The following is a 16,473-nucleotide window of genomic DNA, read 5'->3' on the forward strand; positions in this document are numbered from 1 at the left end:
TAACATTCTTCATAGCGGCGTTATTCCATTTCGACGGTGACGGCGATGCCCATACCACCGCCAATGCACAGCGTTGCCAGACCTTTTTTGCTTTTTCTGCGCTGCATTTCATGGAGCAAAGAGACGAAAATTCGCGTACCAGATGCACCGATAGGGTGGCCGAGCGCAATCGCGCCGCCATTGACATTCACTCTGGAAAGGTCCCAGCCCATTTCCCGGTTGACGGCGATGGCCTGAGCGGCAAAGGCTTCATTGGCTTCGATAAGATCCAGCTCATCAACCTGCCAGTTCGACCTGGCCAGCGCATGACGAGACGCCGTGATGGGGCCGGTTCCCATGATTTCTGGCAAGACGCCTGAAGTACCGAACGCCACGATCCTGGCCAGCGGAGCGATCCCCAACTCACGTGCTTTTTTCGCCATTGCCAGCATAACCATTGCCGCCCCATCGTTAACGCCAGAGGCATTGCCGGCGGTGACGGTGCCGTCGGTTTTAAACGCTGGCCGGAGTTTGGCTAAGCCTTCCCGTGATGTTTGCGGACGGGGGAATTCATCGGTATCAAACAGGACGGGCTCTTTACGAGGCCGGGTGATGTCAACCGGAACAATTTCACTGGCAAAATGATGCGTTTCTAACGCGATCGCCGCTTTGTGTTGTGACGCAAGGGCGAAAGCATCCTGCTCTTCACGTGTGATCGCATATTTTTCGGCCACATTCTCAGCGGTGATCCCCATGTGATAATCATGAAAAGCATCCCACAGGCCATCCTTCACCATGCTGTCCTGCATTGGCCAGTTACCCATTTTCATACCGCTACGTGAATGGGGTAAAACATGTGGCGACTGGCTCATACTTTCTTGCCCCCCGGCAATAATTAATTCGGCATCACCGCATTTCAGCGCTTGCCATGCCAGTTGCAGCGCTTTTAACCCCGAACCACACACTTTATTAATTGTCAGCGCCGGAACATCGGTGGGAATACCTGCCTGAATTAATGTCTGGCGCGCCGGATTTTGTCCACTTCCTGCGGTAAGAACCTGGCCGATAATAACTTCATCGATCTCTTTTGCTGCAATCCTCGTTTTTTCCAGAAGCGCTTTAATCACCGTAGCACCTAATTGAGGTGCGCTAATTTCTGCCAAAGATCCATTAAGTACGCCGATGGCAGTTCTTGCACAATCAAGAACGACAATATCCGTGTCCTTCATTTGTATTACCTTTTGATTTAAATGATTCAACTATTAATGCGCAGAGATCTTTCTGCAGTATTGATATGCGTCAATACTTAAAAGTTGTTAAAGATGGAGTTAGAATTGCGGCACTTCTTATTTTTTCGTAATTAGTCTTATCTGTTGAATTTGTCTGTTTGTTTTTTATTCCTCATTGCTCCGTTGATAATGATCTTTTTCTTAGCTTTTAATAAGAATTGCGTGTAGATCTTTCTTGATGGTATTGGGCTTATCTTGTTGATAACGGAACTTTTTCTCTGCTGGTTGCCATGAAGTTGGCTCCGCGTTGCGATTTTGTCTTAAGTAAAAAAACTAATTTAAGAATTGATTTACAAATGCGCTGTATCTGAAAAGAGAAATATAAATCCATTCTTATAGCTAATGAGAACTCGATGGGGGTTGACGGGATTGGGAAAACCAGGTGTATATGGATGCAATTAGTTGTTTCTCTAAATGCTTCCGTTAAACGCTTTCAGAATATATTTAAAAGGACGTGTGCTTTATGGTTAATACAATCCACAATTTGCATATTGGTCAGTGTGCAGAGTTTAAAAAAACATTGACGGATAATGACGTCGCAGATTTTGCATTGGCATCTGGCGATACCAATCCTGTTCATCTGGATGAGAGTGTAGGGCGGGAAAGTATATTTGGGCAACGCGTGGTGCATGGTATTTTGGTAAGTGGACTTATCTCTGCAGTCATCGCCAATAAATTACCCGGTAACGGTTCTATTTATCTCGGACAAGATCTCAAGTTTATTAAACCAACATTTATTGGCGATACGATTACGGCGACGGCGGAAGTTATCGCGATTAATTGCGAAAAAAACCGGGTGCGGCTCAAAACCACGTGCACCAATCAGCATGGGGATCAGGTTATTGTCGGTGAAGCCGTCGTTTTGCCGCCGCAGGAAAAAGCGCTGGCTGAGGAGGCGAACTGATGGAACTCATTATTCAAGGCAATGTGGCTAAAAACTGCCATCCCGAAGGTTTACGCCAGGGCATTGATAAACAAATTAACTATGTCGAATCGCATGGGGAAATTTATGGCCCGCGAAAGGTGTTGGTGATTGGTGCCTCTTCCGGATATGGGCTGGCCTCACGCATCGCGGTGGCCTTTGGTGGCGGTGCCGATACGATTGGCATTTCATTTGAAAAAAGTCCGGGTGAAAAAGGTATGGGCAGCGCCGGATGGTATAACAATATTTTTTTTCGTCGCCGGGCACATGAGAAAGGGCTGATTGCGAAAAATTTTATCGCGGATGCTTTTTCCGATACGACCCGCAACGACGTGATTGCGTACATCAAGCAGGAGTTTGGCGGCAGCATTGATTTGCTTATCTATTCGGTTGCCTCTGGCGTGCGTATTTGCCCGGATGGTACGCGCTACACCTCGACGCTTGGCGTGCGCGGGCAAGCCTTTTCTGGCCCGGGTTTTGACCTGGAAACCCGCAAGATGGTGAATCAGACGCTGGAACCGGTGACCGAACAACAACTTGCCGATACGGTAAAAGTTATGGGTGGGGAAGACTGGCAACGCTGGATTGATATGTTATCGGCGGCTGGTGTGCTGGCTGAGGGGTTCAAAACGGTGGCGTACTCTTATACTGGCCCGAAATCAACGTGGCCGCTCTATAAAGAGGGCGCGTTAGGCGCGGCGAAAGCCCATCTGCACGCAACAGCCGATCATCTTGACGCACAGCTCCAGCGCATTAATGGTCATGCCTACGCGGTGGTCTGCAAAGCGCTGGTGACCAAAGCCAGCGCATTTATCCCTATGTTTCCGTTATATATTACGTTGCTGTACAAAGTAATGAAGCAGAAGCGGTTGCATGAAACCTGCATTGAGCAGATGCACAGACTGATGTTAAACCACCTTTACCCGCCAATGGGCAACGTCATCACGGATGACGAGCGACGGATCCGCCTTGATGATTTCGAGCTGCGCCCGGATGTTCAGCAAGCCGTGGAGTTGCTAAGAAAACGGGTCACCACCGAGAACTTTAAAACCGTTGGTGACTTCGCCGGGTATCTCACCGAGTTTTATGCGTTGAATGGCTTCTCAATGCCGGACGTGGATTACTCCTCTGAGCTGGATCTGCGCCAACTGGTAAAAGAGTACAGCCACGCATAAGCATACCTGATATGACAATGCGCCCGTCCGTCGGCGCATTTGTTGATGAAAATCGCGGTCGTTATAGCTTCTGTACGGTCTTTATTTCACAACGGGCAGGTCGGAATAGCGTGTGGTATAGGCGGGGGAAAGCATCTCGCGTTTCATCGCCCAGTTTTTTTCAATTCCCTGTCCTGCAAACCAGACGCTTCCTTTTCCCGAGGTATTTAAACGATCAATGGTTTCCATCAGCGCCGCACTGTTCGCGTAGGGGCGGTGTTCATCAAATAGATTGAGTTGAGCAACGCCGCTGCTGAAAAAATCTGAAAGCATCACTCCAGCCTTCATATAGCGATGCTCCTCCCGCCATATCTGATCCAATGAGCTTGTCGCCGCACGGATAATGTCGCGCGTATCATTGGTCGGCGTCATCAACGTCACGGATGCCTGGTTTCCGTAGTAAATACGATTATCCGCATGCGGGCTGGTACGAATAAAAATGCTGATGAATCGGCAGAATTGATGTTCAGCGCGTAGCTTCTCCGCCGCGCGTTCAGCATAGGCGCAAATGGCCTGATGCATATCTGAATACTGCGTGATCCGCTTGCCAAAAGAGCGGCTACAAATAATTTGCTGCTTAGTCGGGATAAATTCATCAAACGCCAGGCATGATTCGCCGCGCAGTTCCCGCACTGTACGTTCCAGCACAACATTGAAGTGTTTACGGATAACCCAGGTTGAGCTGTCGGCAAGTTGCAGCGCGTTTTCAATGCCCATTAACGCCAGCTTTTTACTGATACGACGTCCCACGCCCCAGACCTCCTGTATCGGCACACGAAGCAGGAGTTTGCGTTGCCTCTCCCGGGAGGAAATATCCACAACACCACCGTAGCTGACCCACCTTTTGGCGGCGTAATTGGCCACCTTGGCGAGGGTTTTCGTTGGTGCAATGCCAACGCCGGTTGTCAGCCCGGTATTTTTCAGGATCTGAGTACGAATTTGGTGGCCGAATGCCTCAAGTGAAATACAGTTTGATACGCCAGACAGATCGATAAAAGCTTCATCAATCGAATAAAGCTCGACGGCGGGGGTGATTTCAGACAGCGTCGACATAACCCGATTGCTGAGGTCGGCATACAGCGCATAATTTGAGCTAAATACTGTAACGTTCTGACGATGAAGCTCATCTTTGATCTTGAAATAAGGCGCAGCCATGTCTATGCCGAGATTCTTTGCCTCACGCGATCGCGAAATAATGCACCCATCGTTGTTGGATACGACAACGACAGGTTTCCCCTGAAGATCCGGGCGAAACAGCGTCTCACAGGAGGCGTAGAAGTTATTTACATCAACAAGCGCGAACATGTCGGTTTGATTTCAACGTAAATGTCACGACGCCGAAGATCTGCAACTCTTCCTCAGCCTGGAAAACAATCGGTGCATAATGAACATTATGCGGGATGAGCTGAAGAACAGGGCGGGTCCGCAACTCCTTCACCGTAAATTCCCCGGCAACCGCCGCAACAACAATGTCACCGTGCCTGGCGGTCAATGAGCGATCGACCACCAGCAAATCACCATCGCTAATCCCTGCACCGATCATCGAATCTCCGCTTACCCTGACAAAGTAAGTCGCGCTGGGGTGTTTTACGACCAGTTTGTTTAAATCAAGCTGCTCTTCGACATAATCCTGCGCCGGGCTTGGGAACCCACATGGAACGCGTTCAGCAAAGAGCGGAAGGGGAATGAGGTGATCACTCTCGGTCGATGGGATGAACTGCATGATGATGAACCCGGTTAACTGTATTTATATACAGTATTGCTAAATTCAGCCACTGATCAAGAGGCGAAGCGGGCCACATTCAGGAAATGTTTGAAGTAGCAAAGAATTTAGCTAAAAAGTCTCGCCAAAAGCTGGTACCTGAAAGCGGGTGAAAATAGACTGTTCCCCGTAGGGAAAATCTCATTTGGGCCTGATGCAAGCGCATTGAAGCGTTCTCTTGCCGCGAGCCACTGCGTGCCGGTTTGTGAGTGCGACCGAATAATCAGGTCTTGCGCATATAAGTGCTGCAAACATTTAAACGTGAACGCCTGGCGATGCGAGATACAGGCGCAACCCAAACAGATAATAAATACACACAGGAATGAATCATGATCAAAAAAATAACTTACGCATCGGCCATGTTGCTTGCGACCTGCACCAGCTTTAACGCGAGTGCAGCACCTAAAACCGCGGCAAATAAATGCCCGGCAGCGATGGACGTGGATAGTGTTGAAATTCGCGATGGTCAGCAGCTTATGATCCTGACGAAAACGGCATTAGAAAACTATGAAATGGCGGTAGCCAAAGACGCTAAGTGTGTATCAATTTATCGTGATACATATCGGGCTAAATATCTCCCTGAACTCAAGAAACTGGATGCCAGTACCTCGGAACCTGTCGTCAAATTAAAAAGCTCGCCATTGCTGGCTGCTTTTGAAAATGTTATGCAGCCTGGCGTAGATATAAAGGAAACGGATAGCAGGGTTAACGCCTACTATGAGCTCGCAAATGCCTACCTTGAGACAGCGATGCCGGGTAAATGGAAAGTATCAGAAGATAGCGACGAAATGCGGGGCGAAAAAACGTATCTGTATACGCTGGAGTCTGAGGATGTCGCAAAGCTTTCGTCTCCCTATAAACAAGCAAAGGCGACGATTCTGGTGATGCAGAAGGAGAAAGCAGGCGTGATTAGCGACCCGAAAATTATGTATTACGTTTCAGAGGGTCAATTAACTCTCCCTGTAGAAGGCGGTGAAATCGCGGCGAAATATGACGACGATGGAATCAGCCGCTATGACGGTACGATATGCAGTGATGACAATCGTGCTTTCTGCCCTGATCTGACTATTTACCAGCTGTTTGCTTATCTGGATGTGCGCAGTAGCCACAAGGCTATCATTGAGTTGCCGTTCTATATTGATGGCCCTTATCAATATCATTTTAAAACCACTGGCTTAATAACCCGGCGCACAACACCGGATTACTTGCTGCCAAAAAATGCAGGGAAATAGCACAGCATCATAAGTTCAGTCATGTAGGGTTACTATTTTTCGCGTATTGAGGAGATGCTTAGATGTTAAATATTGCCAGAAGCACCGGTAATACCACTACCGGTGTGCATATGCTACAACGCTTTAAAAATGGCTACCGCATTCGTTGTAATCGCGAGACGTTAAGGCGGTTCACTTCTATCGATGTTAAGCCGGAATATCAGCATCTGTTCGGCGCAGATGGCGAGGGGATATACCATTCGGCCACCTTTCCAACTATTGCTGAAGGGGCGCAAGCCCTGTGTAACTTCATCCAGACGGTTTGCGGCCTGGAGTGTCACTGGAAACCGTAACGGTTTTAGGGGTTCACGCTTTGGATTTGTAAAAATAAGGGCGTTTACGAACATTTTAGCGACTGTTTTTAAAGTATTTTTCAACGTTTCTTGGTCGTGAGTTTCAAACCTGCATTACATGTCGCAGTGCGGCATTAGCCATTATCACAAACACCCGACGTAAAAGTGCCCGGAAAGTATTTACCGGGGAGCAAAAAAGAAGCTAAAAGTCGGGTCTTTCAGGAAATCTCTAAAGTTATCCTGGGGGCAGATGGAAAGTACGGCGGCATCTCATCCGCGCCGGGAAATAGTAGCGACGCCGTTGCTGACGTTGATACGGGGATTTACGTCGGCTGGCAAGAGACCAGCCGACGATATTATTGTTGCGCACGTCGCCGATTTACGGCGGCGTATTCATCACGACAGTTTTTCCTGCGAATCGTATTTGCGCAGGATCACGCACCCGCCGGAACCCTGAAAACACTCACCAGATCTTTCATCACTCTGGCTTGTTCGTTGAGCATTTCAGACGCGGCAACCGACTCTTCGACCAGCGCCGCATTTTGCTGGGTTGTGGTATCAATCTGACCGATCGCAATATTGATTTGCTGTACGCCATCACTCTGTTCGAGGCTCGCTTGTTCGATCTCTTTCAGAATGCTGGAGACGTTATCCACGTTCTCGACCATTTCGTCCATTTTACCGTTCACCTGACGCACCATTTCCAGGCCGCGCACGCTCTGCTGCGTTGAGTTTTCAATCAGCGCACGAATATCTTTCGACGAGTTCGCCGTTTTCTGCGCCAGATTGCGAACTTCCTGCGCCACCACGGCAAACCCTTTGCCGTGTTCACCTGCACGCGCTGCTTCAACCGCGGCGTTAAGTGCCAGGATATTGGTCTGGAAGGCGATAGAATCAATCAAATTAATGATGTCAGACATTTTGTCCGCCGAGCTGCTGATATTGTGGATTTCCTGAGTCAGCGAGGTCATCAATTTGCCGTTATCTTTCGCCGCATCACTGGCTCTTGCAGAAAGCTGTGACGCATTTGCCGTATTATCGCCCGTATTCTTAACCGTTGATGAGATTTGCTCCATGGAGGCAGCAGTTTGCTCAATGGAACTCGCTTGTTCTTCCGTACGGGCAGACAAATCGCGCGTGCCGGCCATGATCTGCGATGCGCCAGTGGCGATATTTTCGGCGCCGCTACGGATCTCCAGAACAATTTTTTTCAGCTCTTCCTGCATGTGGCCGATTGCGCCGGTCAGTAGCCCCGTTTCGTCTTTGGAGGTGACTTTTATCTCGGTGCCCAGATCGCCTTTCGCAATTCGAATAGCCGCATCAACGGCATGTTTAATAGGATCAACAATGGCACGCGAAATAATGATTGCCATGATAATGCCGAATATAAAACAGCTGAGAGTAATGAAGATCATCACCATTCGGCTCAGATTGTAATCATGCAAAAAATCACTATATGACGTTTGCATTTCATCCCGTTGCAGGCTGATAAAGTTATTAATCTTTTCTATATACTGGCTTTCATAATTACGCGTGTTGGTTGTATATTCCGTGATGGCGGCATCAGGATTGGTTTGTATATTGCCAATCACTTTGCTACGGGACTGAATATAAAGACTGCGCGCGGCGGTGATTTTCTCTAACAGCGCCTGAGATGCACCATCATCGGCCTGTTGATTCAGTTGCTTATACAGTTCGCTTATTTGTTCCGATTTGGCAGCAAGGTCGATAATCAACTGCGCTTTTTTGGCGGCATCTTTTTCAATGATCGCATTAAGAAATAGCGTTGTTGAGCCATTAACATCGCGGATTAAATTATTACCCAGCGCGGTGGTGGGATAATCTTCGGTGACGATCCTGGAGATTTTATTTTTCGCTTCATCAAGCCGGTAAATCGCGTTTCCGGCAATAAAAAGTAATAACAGTAATAATATCCCGAAAGATAGCATTATCTTATTTCGGATACTTATACCCTTTGGCTTACCGATCGTTGTTGTATTTTCCATGGTCTTCCCTTAGTGAAATTTATCTGCATGCCTGGCCGCTATAGCGGTCGGCATCTACGTTTTATCGGCCATGAGAAGGTATTGATTAGACATTGATCGTTAAAATCTTAATAAAAGTGAAAAGCAATAGTTTATGCCTATCAATGGTTATCTGATCGATCGTTGATATATTGTATAATTTTGATGCAGCAGTTTTTTTGAACGAAAGTGATATTGTTAACGTAAATTAAAGAAATATCATTAGGGACAGAAACCGCGTAAATAAGATGTATGCTGGTAATAAAACGTAACACACCGATCTATAGAGCAATATTTATTGCCAGAAAATAAATAATCACCTAAGTAAATACTTCAGAAATATTGCATAAGAAATGCATCAAACCAGACAGATATCGCCACTTTTTGTATGCCGCACGGCGTTCTGTGTCCAGCACGGCATTCACGATGGTTACTGCTACAGCATTTTTACGATTAACTGCTGATATAGGTCAGATAAGCCGCCAGATAAACGACACCACAGGCAAACCATATTTTTGCCAGAAACTGATAATCGTTTTTGTCCATCTTTTCCCGCACCTTTCAAAAAGTATACGTAATGGCAATAACCGCTGAGCCTTCGTTACGACGCAGCACAATTGGGCTGTCTGCGGCGTGATCGTTCAGCCATGTGTAATTGGCGCTCAGCAATGTTCCCCAGTGTGCATCAAATTGATGGCTCCACGTCAGGCTATTATCGATCCCATAAAATCCCTGTTCTGCGTGGTAGCGCGCATAGCCGGAACGCAGACTTTGCTTTTGGCTGACACCGTAAAACGTATTCATATATCGGCTATCGCCAAACAGCGCGGCAGACTGGAAAGCCAGCGTATCGCGGGTGGTCTGCACCGGCAGCAAGGTGAGGGACGCCTGATACTGCACGCCCTGGCTATCGGTAAGTGGCAGGGTGGCTTTGCTTTCCAGCACCAGCCAGTCGGTGGCTTGCCAGCCAACCGCCAGCGCGGTATTCAGCGTGGCATCAATATTGCCCATGCCTTTTAAGTTTTCCGCACCGTCCCGCCAGCCAGAATCACGATCGGCCCGGCCTAACGCATAACCCAGCGTATGTTCCAGATAAAAACCATTGTCGGTTTGCAGGTCATAACCCAGCCCTTTTTGCGAATCAAAAAAGAGCGCATTATCGCGGGCCTGAATCAGCGGAACCACCTGTACACGTTGCTTGTCTGAACCGCTGTAGCGCGGCGCATACTCGCCGCCAATGCCCACCGTCACTCCGTTTTGCACGGCGGGAGTGTCATCGGCCCAGGCCGTGGAGGCAAACAGGGCCAGCAGTGAACAGGCGCTATACAACGCGGTTTTTCTCATTATCATCATCACATCTCGCTGGTGGGATAGTATGCTGCGGCGAAGGTTCGCCATGTCCTGACAAGGAATATAGACAGGTCATATCAATAAACGGTCAGGGAATTATTAAGAAATGGTCAAGGTGAGCAAATGATATCCCGTAGAGTACTTGTGATTGAAGATGATGCCGATGCGGCCAGCGTACTGGAAGCCTATCTGCGACGTGAAAACTATGACGTTTCGCTGGCCGGAGATGGGCTGACAGGGCTGGAAATGGCGCAGCGCTGGAAACCCGATCTGATCTTACTGGATATCATGTTGCCGGGCATGAATGGCACCGAGGTGCTGGCGGCGCTGCGCCGCATTAACGATGTTCCGGTGATCATGGTCACCGCCATGGGGGATACCTCTGAGCGCATAGGGGCATTGCGATACGGGGCCGATGATTATGTGGTGAAACCGTATCACCCTGGCGAAGTGGTGGCGCGCGTGCAGGCGGTGTTGCGGCGCAGCAAACGAACGGCCGTGCAAGAAGAGGTGCTCCGCTGGCAAGCGCTGGAGGTGGATACCGTCGCCATCACCGCAACGGTCACGCAGGCTGAAAACAGTTTGCGCAGCCTGGAGCTGACGCCAACGGAGTTTTCTATTCTGATAACGCTAATGCGCCACCCGACCTTGCCGTTTTCCCGCCAGCACTTGCTTGAACACTGTTTGCCGGAGAGCGAAGCGCTGGAGCGCGTGGTCGATACGCATGTCTACAACTTGCGCAAAAAGCTGGAAAACGCGGGTGTTACAGGCGTTTTAGCAAATGTGCGCGGTATTGGCTACAGGTTCCGCCAGCCATGAAAAATCCCGCTCATCAATCGCTGTGGCGCTGGATTTGTGCGCGCATTATCGCGCTGGCTATCGGCGCTGTTATTGTCATTGCCCTGTGTATGTGGCTGCGTTATGCCGTGCAAAACTACTGGGTTTTGCATGATATGCCGTCTGCGGTGAAGGCGGAGTTCCTCATTCTGCTGGACAATCCGCAGGCGAACCCGGATCGCTTTCATGAAATCGTCGATAAATGGTGGGGGATAAGCTATTCGAAGCCGTCCATTGCCTCGGCCGACTGGCTCATGGTTGGCGTGCTGGTACTGGTGATGATCCCCTTTATTGTGATTATGGGGCTACGTTACGCCCGGCCACTCTCTTTACAGTTCAGCCACCTGCGTGATGCAGCCGATGAAGTCACGCAAGGCGAATTTGGCCGCCAGGCGGATCTGGTAAAAGATGCGCCCGCCGAAGTGGTACGTTTTGCCAGCGATTTTAACGACATGACCCGCCAACTGGCACGCTACGACCGGGAGCTGCGCGCGTCGCACGTTGCGATGGCGCACGAGCTGCGCTCACCGCTAACCGCCGCCATTGGTCGCCTGCAAGGAATGCTTGATGGCGTCTTCGAACCCAGCCCGCAACAACTGGGGATGGTGATGAAACAGCTGCAGCACCTGAGCCGCCTTACGGATGAGCTGCATCTGCTCTCGCTTGCCGATGCTGGTCAACTGACGCTTAACCTTCAGCCGCTGTCGCTGGAGGATCTGTTAGGTGAGCGGGTCGCCTGGCTGAAACCGCAGGCTGATGCCGCAGGAATGACCATGGTGGTGACCTCCCGTTCATCTTCGCTGTTTACTGGCGATGCCTTCCGGCTGGGGCAGGTCTTTACCGTGCTGATGGAAAATGCGCTGCGCTATGGCCGGCGGGGCGGCCAGCTTGCGATCCACCTTAGTAAGCAGGGTAACGCGTGGCGGATCGATTTTGAGGATGACGGACCGGGCGTGGAAAGCGATTTTCTGCCAATCATGTTCGATCGCTTTACCCGCGCGGAAACCTCCCGCGCCAGGCATTCCGGCGGCAGCGGGCTGGGGCTTTCTATCGCGCGGGCGATATGTGTTGCCCACGGCGGCAGTATCAGCGCGGCACTGCCGGAAAAAGGCGGGCTGCGGATCAGCATCACGCTCCCTGTGGACGGGCGCGGCGAAAAAAAATTGCACTCTTGATGAATTCTTGACGAAACGTGGAGTGATTCTCGACGCACGCCACGTTAAATGGCGCCATTACCGATCCGGAGTGGCGTTATGTCAGAACAATTTACCGATTATTTTCGTCAGAGCCTGCACCACCTTTTTAATGCGGCACGCGCGTTATCCTTCCTTGCTCTGCTTCCGCTGCTGGTTATGGCGGCGGTCATTCCGCTGTTGACGGGGTGCGGAGAGAAAAAAACAGACCACGCTGCGCCGCCCAGATCTGTGCGTTATCTGGTTGTTGCGGCGTCCTCCCCGAACCTGGGAACAGTACGAACCGGCGAGATCCGCGCCCATGATGAAACGGTGCTGGCTTTTCGGCTGGATGGCCGCATGGTCAGCCGGCTGGTGGATATCGGCGCGCGCGTACATGCCGGGCAGGTGCTTGCCACGCTGGAGAGTGAGACCGGCAAGAATCAACTGGCCAGCGCCAGCGCCGATCTGGAAAGCGCCCGCGCCGCCGAGCAGCTTGCCGCGCTGAACCTGAACCGGATGCAGAAACTGATGCCCTCCGGCGCGATTGCCCGCACGCAGCTTGATAGCGCCCGTGCCGACTGGCAGTCCGCCGCATCCCGCCTTAAAAGCAGCGCTGCAGCGCTGCGCAATGCACAGGATAATCTGGCCTGGACACAACTGACCGCGCCTGCCGATGGGGTTATCACCCGCGTTAGCGCCTCAGCGGGGCAAGTAGTCAGCGCCGGGGAAAGCATCTTCACGCTGGCGACCAGCGACGCGCGCGATGTGGTTTTTGCTATCGCCGATCCGCAATTACTGCCCGCACAGTCAGCAAAAACGCCCCTGTTTTCGGTCGCACTGCTGGCCGATCCCACGCAGAAAACCAGCGGCGTATTGCGTGATATCAGCCCGCAGGCCGATCCGCAAACGCGCACATGGCAGGTCAGGCTCACGCTTCAGTCCCCACCAGCGGCGATGGCGCTGGGTGCCAGCGCCATCGTTGATATTCCGGTGGCGACATCGCCCGGTTTTGTGGTGCCTGCCTCGGCGTTGAGCCGCGTTGGCGACCAGCCGGCGGTCTTTATTATCGACAAACAATCGCAGGCGCAGCTTCGTACGGTCACGCTTGCGAGCTACACCGCCTCGTCTGCGGTGATTGCAACCGGCATCAGTCCGGGTGACCGGGTTATCACCGCAGGCGTAAGCAAACTGCGCGCCGGTGAAAAAGTGACTCCAGGAGAGCTGCAGCCATGAGCTCTGTTGAAACCAAATCGCGCTTTAATCTTTCTGCCTGGGCGCTTGAACACCAGCAACTGGTGAGCTTTTTTATGATGCTGATTATCGCCACCGGCATCCTCTGTTATGAAAACCTGCCGCGCAATGAAGATCCGGCATTTACCATCAAAACGGCGGTAGTCTCCGCGCAGTGGCCTGGCGCGACAGTTGCCGACACAACCCGGCTGGTCACGGATGTACTGGAAAAAAAATTACAGGAGACGCCGTGGCTGGATTACATCGAAAGCGAAAGCCGGGCTGGCAGCGCTGTTATCAATGTGAACCTGCGTGATGACACCCCGCCGGCGCAAGTACCGGGCATCTGGTACCAGGTGCGCAAAAAGATGCAGGACATTGCGCCTTCGCTGCCGCAGGGGGCGCAGGGACCGGCGGTAAATGATGAATTTGATGATACGTTCGGCACGATTTATGGCTTCACGGCGGAGGGCTACACGGCGCGTGAACTGCGCGATCGGGTGGAAGATATTCGCCGCAACCTGATGTCAGTGCACGATATCGGCAGAATCACTCTGCTGGGAGAGCAGCAGGAGCAGATTGTCATTGCTTTTTCTCCCCGGCAACTGGCCGGAATGGGGCTCGATATCCAGCAGGTGAGCGATGCGCTCAACGCGCAAAATGCCGTCGAGCCAGCCGGTATTATTCGTACCGGGCAGGATAACGTTGCGCTGCGGGTCAGCGGCGCGCTGACCACGGAAGAGAGCCTGCGGGCGGTTACTTTGCATATTAATGATCGCTATATCCCTTTAAGCGATATTGCCACCGTGAGCCGCCAGCTTGCCGAGCCGCCAGCGCCGGTGTTTCGTGTCAACGGTCAGCCCGCGCTAGGGCTGGCCATTTCCATGGCTTCCACCGGCAATATGCTGCGTTTCGGCCAGGCGCTCAATGCCAGGATGGCGGAGATTAACACCAGGTTGCCCCACGGTATTGAGATGACAAAAGTCGCCGATCAGTCCGCCGTAGTGAGTGATGCGGTTAGCGGCTTTGTGCGGGTGCTGGTCGAAGCGGTGCTGATTGTGCTGGCTGTTTCATTTGTCTCGCTGGGGATGCGGGCAGGGCTGGTGGTTGCCGCCGCCATACCGCTGGTGCTGGCGATGACGTTCGCCGGAATGATGCTGGCCGGCATTGGCTTGCAGCGAATTTCACTGGGCGCGCTGATCATTGCGCTTGGCCTGCTGGTGGATGATGCCATGATCACCGTCGAAACCATGGTGGCCAGGCTGGAAGCTGGTGAATCGCGCAAAAGCGCCGCCACCTATGCTTTTAAAACCACCGCGTTTCCAATGCTTACCGGGACGCTGGTGATGATCGCCGGTTTTATTCCCGTCGGATTTGCCGCCTCCAGCGCTGGAGAGTACTGCTTTTCGCTGTTTGCCGTGGTGCTGATAGCGCTGCTTTGTTCGTGGGTGGTGGCGATCCTGTTCTCGCCGTTGACCGGCGCCTGGCTGCTGCCCGCCAGAATAGAAGGGCACAGCAAAGGCAGCGGACGCCTGGCGCGTGCCTACCAGGCATTACTGACGCGCGCGTTGCGCCACCGCTTATTGACCATTGGCATCGCGGTGGCCTCGCTGGCGCTGGCGTGCGTGGGCGCGACCAGAATGCAGGGGGAGTTTTTCCCGGCCTCCGATCGCCCCGAGTTGTTGGTCAGCCTGTCGTTGCCCGCCAATACCGCGCAGCAGGAAACGGAAAGGCAAGCCGAACGGCTGGAAAACGTGCTGAACGGTAACAAAAATATCGATCACTACACGACTTATGTCGGTTCCGGCGCGATACGTTTTTATCTGCCGATGGATGTCCTGCTGGATAACGAAAACACGGCGCAACTGGTGGTGGTGGCAAAAGATCTGGCGGCGCGCGATCGTCTGCGCCAGCAACTGAATAGCGTGCTGGAAAGCCAGTTCGCCGGGTTTACCACGCGCGTTTCGCCGCTGGAATTAGGGCCGCCGGTGGGGTGGCCGGTAAAATACCGGGTGAGCGGGCCGGATTATGCGCAGGTACAAAAGTTTTCACGCCAACTGGCGACAGCAATTGGCACATCGTCACTTGCCCGCGAAGTGAATTTAACCGCCGGTGAACCGGAAAGAACCATCACTTTGCAGGTGAATCAGACTGCGGCACGGGCGGCAGGGGTTTCGTCGCAAAGCATTGCGCAAATGCTTAATACGGTCTGGTCCGGGCGTACGGTGACCACAGTGCGGGATAATGATCGGCTGGTGGATGTGGTCCTCCGTGGCAACGATCGTGAGCGGCTGGATATCGGTACGTTATCGACCCTGATGTTGCCTGGCGCTAACGGTACGAAGATTCCGCTGAACGAAGTGGCAACCGTGGGCTGGGGCGTGGGCGATCCGGTTATCTGGCGTCGCCAGCGGCTGCCATTTATTACGGTTCAAACCGATCTGGCGCCCGGCGTGAGTGCCGAAAACCTGTCGGCTGGCCTGCGACCGACGGTGGACAAATTGCGTGCGCAACTGCCTGCAGGATACCGGATCGAAGAGGGCGGCACGGTCGCGGAATCGGCAAAGGGGAACGGCTCGGTTTATGCGGTGCTACCGGTGACGCTTATCGTGATGCTGGTGTTGTTAATGCTCCAGTTGCAGCGTTTTTCCCGCATGTTGCTGGCGCTGTTGATGGCACCTTTCGGTTTGCCGGGCATTGTACTGGCGATGCTGCCGACCGGAACGCCGATGGGGTTTGTCGCCTTGCTTGGCGTGATTGCGCTGGCAGGAATGATTATTCGCAACGCAGTTATTCTGATAAGCGAAGTGGACAGCAATCTGGCGCAGGGGATGGCCGCGAACGAGGCGATTGTGGCTGCCGCCGAACACCGCGCCCGACCCATTATGCTGACAGCATGTGCCGCCATTCTGGGCATGATCCCGATTTCACATCAGGTGTTCTGGGGGCCGATGGCGTATGCCATTATCGGCGGGCTGGTTGTCGCTACGCTGGTGACGCTTACCGTTTTACCGGCGGCGTTCAGCCTGCTGCTGGATAAAGAAAGACGTCATTAATTGGGGGAGCCAGGAGGGGTCATAACACGCCAGATTGGGATGCCTTTAAAGTAAATGTCAAAAGCGCCGAT

At 52.2% G+C, this 16,473-nt stretch carries 13 protein-coding genes; 8 read left to right on the forward strand and 5 right to left on the reverse strand.

Annotated elements, in window-relative coordinates; all coding sequences use genetic code 11:
* Window positions 1-20: 20 nt before the first annotated feature.
* A complete protein-coding gene (locus ACFX4U_RS01465; RefSeq protein ID WP_313507095.1) occupies window positions 21-1,208 on the reverse strand; it encodes an acetyl-CoA C-acetyltransferase in 1,188 nt (395 codons plus the stop codon).
* Window positions 1,209-1,731: 523 nt separating this feature from the next.
* Here ACFX4U_RS01465 and ACFX4U_RS01470 point away from each other — a divergent pair.
* Together ACFX4U_RS01470 and fabV are read left to right on the forward strand one after the other, a co-directional pair.
* Window positions 1,732-2,172, forward strand: a complete 441-nt coding sequence (locus ACFX4U_RS01470) for a MaoC family dehydratase (protein ID WP_313507094.1) — start codon at window positions 1,732-1,734, stop codon at window positions 2,170-2,172.
* Window positions 2,172-3,365: an enoyl-ACP reductase FabV gene (gene fabV / locus ACFX4U_RS01475; RefSeq protein WP_305736207.1), complete on the forward strand. Its 1,194-nt coding sequence runs from the start codon at window positions 2,172-2,174 to the stop codon at window positions 3,363-3,365. Before ACFX4U_RS01470 ends, fabV begins: the two co-directional genes overlap by 1 nt.
* A gap of 81 nt (window positions 3,366-3,446) precedes the next feature.
* On the opposite strand, the gene umuC is transcribed toward fabV, so the two are convergent.
* Window positions 3,447-4,709 carry a translesion error-prone DNA polymerase V subunit UmuC gene (gene umuC / locus ACFX4U_RS01480; protein ID WP_313507093.1) on the reverse strand — a complete coding sequence of 421 codons (1,263 nt, stop codon included), beginning with the start codon at window positions 4,707-4,709 and terminating at the stop codon, window positions 3,447-3,449.
* Window positions 4,693-5,127, reverse strand: a complete 435-nt coding sequence (umuD, locus tag ACFX4U_RS01485; protein ID WP_313507092.1) for a translesion error-prone DNA polymerase V autoproteolytic subunit — start codon at window positions 5,125-5,127, stop codon at window positions 4,693-4,695. Before umuD ends, umuC begins: the two co-directional genes overlap by 17 nt.
* Window positions 5,128-5,495: 368 nt before the next feature.
* Between umuD and ACFX4U_RS01490 the strand changes: the two genes are divergently transcribed.
* Entirely contained in the window at window positions 5,496-6,398 is a 903-nt protein-coding gene (locus ACFX4U_RS01490; RefSeq protein WP_313507091.1) for a hypothetical protein, read from the forward strand.
* A 62-nt stretch (window positions 6,399-6,460) separates the two neighbouring features.
* The gene (locus ACFX4U_RS01495) at window positions 6,461-6,730 is read left to right on the forward strand and encodes a hypothetical protein (protein ID WP_249882019.1); all 270 of its coding nucleotides are present in this window, start codon (window positions 6,461-6,463) and stop codon (window positions 6,728-6,730) included.
* A 434-nt stretch (window positions 6,731-7,164) separates the two neighbouring features.
* Here the strand turns inward: ACFX4U_RS01495 and ACFX4U_RS01500 are convergent, their stop codons facing one another.
* Both ACFX4U_RS01500 and ACFX4U_RS01505 read right to left on the reverse strand, forming a co-directional pair.
* Complete coding sequence (locus tag ACFX4U_RS01500) at window positions 7,165-8,736, reverse strand: methyl-accepting chemotaxis protein (protein ID WP_313507090.1); 1,572 nt, start codon at window positions 8,734-8,736, stop codon at window positions 7,165-7,167.
* Between the two features lie 579 nt (window positions 8,737-9,315).
* Window positions 9,316-10,104 carry a MipA/OmpV family protein gene (locus ACFX4U_RS01505; protein ID WP_380217848.1) on the reverse strand — a complete coding sequence of 263 codons (789 nt, stop codon included), beginning with the start codon at window positions 10,102-10,104 and terminating at the stop codon, window positions 9,316-9,318.
* 123 nt (window positions 10,105-10,227) lie between these two features.
* Between ACFX4U_RS01505 and ACFX4U_RS01510 the strand changes: the two genes are divergently transcribed.
* The 4 genes from ACFX4U_RS01510 to ACFX4U_RS01525 all read left to right on the forward strand — a co-directional run bounded on the left by ACFX4U_RS01510 (window position 10,228) and on the right by ACFX4U_RS01525 (window position 16,402).
* Window positions 10,228-10,923 (forward strand): response regulator, encoded by a 696-nt coding sequence (locus ACFX4U_RS01510; RefSeq protein ID WP_313507089.1) that lies wholly within the window; start codon window positions 10,228-10,230, stop codon window positions 10,921-10,923.
* Window positions 10,920-12,116 carry a cell wall metabolism sensor histidine kinase WalK gene (locus ACFX4U_RS01515; RefSeq protein WP_305736201.1) on the forward strand — a complete coding sequence of 399 codons (1,197 nt, stop codon included), beginning with the start codon at window positions 10,920-10,922 and terminating at the stop codon, window positions 12,114-12,116. Before ACFX4U_RS01510 ends, ACFX4U_RS01515 begins: the two co-directional genes overlap by 4 nt.
* A gap of 78 nt (window positions 12,117-12,194) precedes the next feature.
* Complete coding sequence (locus tag ACFX4U_RS01520) at window positions 12,195-13,349, forward strand: efflux RND transporter periplasmic adaptor subunit (RefSeq protein ID WP_313507088.1); 1,155 nt, start codon at window positions 12,195-12,197, stop codon at window positions 13,347-13,349.
* Window positions 13,346-16,402: an efflux RND transporter permease subunit gene (locus ACFX4U_RS01525; protein ID WP_313507087.1), complete on the forward strand. Its 3,057-nt coding sequence runs from the start codon at window positions 13,346-13,348 to the stop codon at window positions 16,400-16,402. The genes ACFX4U_RS01520 and ACFX4U_RS01525 overlap by 4 nt, the downstream gene beginning before the upstream one ends.
* The last annotated feature ends 71 nt before the right edge of the window (window positions 16,403-16,473 follow it).

Source organism: Kosakonia sp. YIM B13588 (assembly GCF_042788165.1).
In the GTDB taxonomy this organism is placed as follows: domain Bacteria; phylum Pseudomonadota; class Gammaproteobacteria; order Enterobacterales; family Enterobacteriaceae; genus Kosakonia; species Kosakonia sacchari.

Excerpts from the sequence above, each read along its gene's own strand:
- ACFX4U_RS01465 (WP_313507095.1), bottom strand. The coding sequence starts at position 1,208 with ATGAAGGACACGGATATTGTCGTTCTTGATTGTGCAAGAACTGCCATC.
- ACFX4U_RS01470 (WP_313507094.1), top strand. The coding sequence starts at position 1,732 with ATGGTTAATACAATCCACAATTTGCATATTGGTCAGTGTGCAGAGTTT.
- fabV (WP_305736207.1), top strand. The coding sequence starts at position 2,172 with ATGGAACTCATTATTCAAGGCAATGTGGCTAAAAACTGCCATCCCGAA.
- umuC (WP_313507093.1), bottom strand. The coding sequence starts at position 4,709 with ATGTTCGCGCTTGTTGATGTAAATAACTTCTACGCCTCCTGTGAGACG.
- umuD (WP_313507092.1), bottom strand. The coding sequence starts at position 5,127 with ATGCAGTTCATCCCATCGACCGAGAGTGATCACCTCATTCCCCTTCCG.
- ACFX4U_RS01490 (WP_313507091.1), top strand. The coding sequence starts at position 5,496 with ATGATCAAAAAAATAACTTACGCATCGGCCATGTTGCTTGCGACCTGC.
- ACFX4U_RS01495 (WP_249882019.1), top strand. The coding sequence starts at position 6,461 with ATGTTAAATATTGCCAGAAGCACCGGTAATACCACTACCGGTGTGCAT.
- ACFX4U_RS01500 (WP_313507090.1), bottom strand. The coding sequence starts at position 8,736 with ATGGAAAATACAACAACGATCGGTAAGCCAAAGGGTATAAGTATCCGA.
- ACFX4U_RS01505 (WP_380217848.1), bottom strand. The coding sequence starts at position 10,104 with ATGATAATGAGAAAAACCGCGTTGTATAGCGCCTGTTCACTGCTGGCC.
- ACFX4U_RS01510 (WP_313507089.1), top strand. The coding sequence starts at position 10,228 with ATGATATCCCGTAGAGTACTTGTGATTGAAGATGATGCCGATGCGGCC.
- ACFX4U_RS01515 (WP_305736201.1), top strand. The coding sequence starts at position 10,920 with ATGAAAAATCCCGCTCATCAATCGCTGTGGCGCTGGATTTGTGCGCGC.
- ACFX4U_RS01520 (WP_313507088.1), top strand. The coding sequence starts at position 12,195 with ATGTCAGAACAATTTACCGATTATTTTCGTCAGAGCCTGCACCACCTT.
- ACFX4U_RS01525 (WP_313507087.1), top strand. The coding sequence starts at position 13,346 with ATGAGCTCTGTTGAAACCAAATCGCGCTTTAATCTTTCTGCCTGGGCG.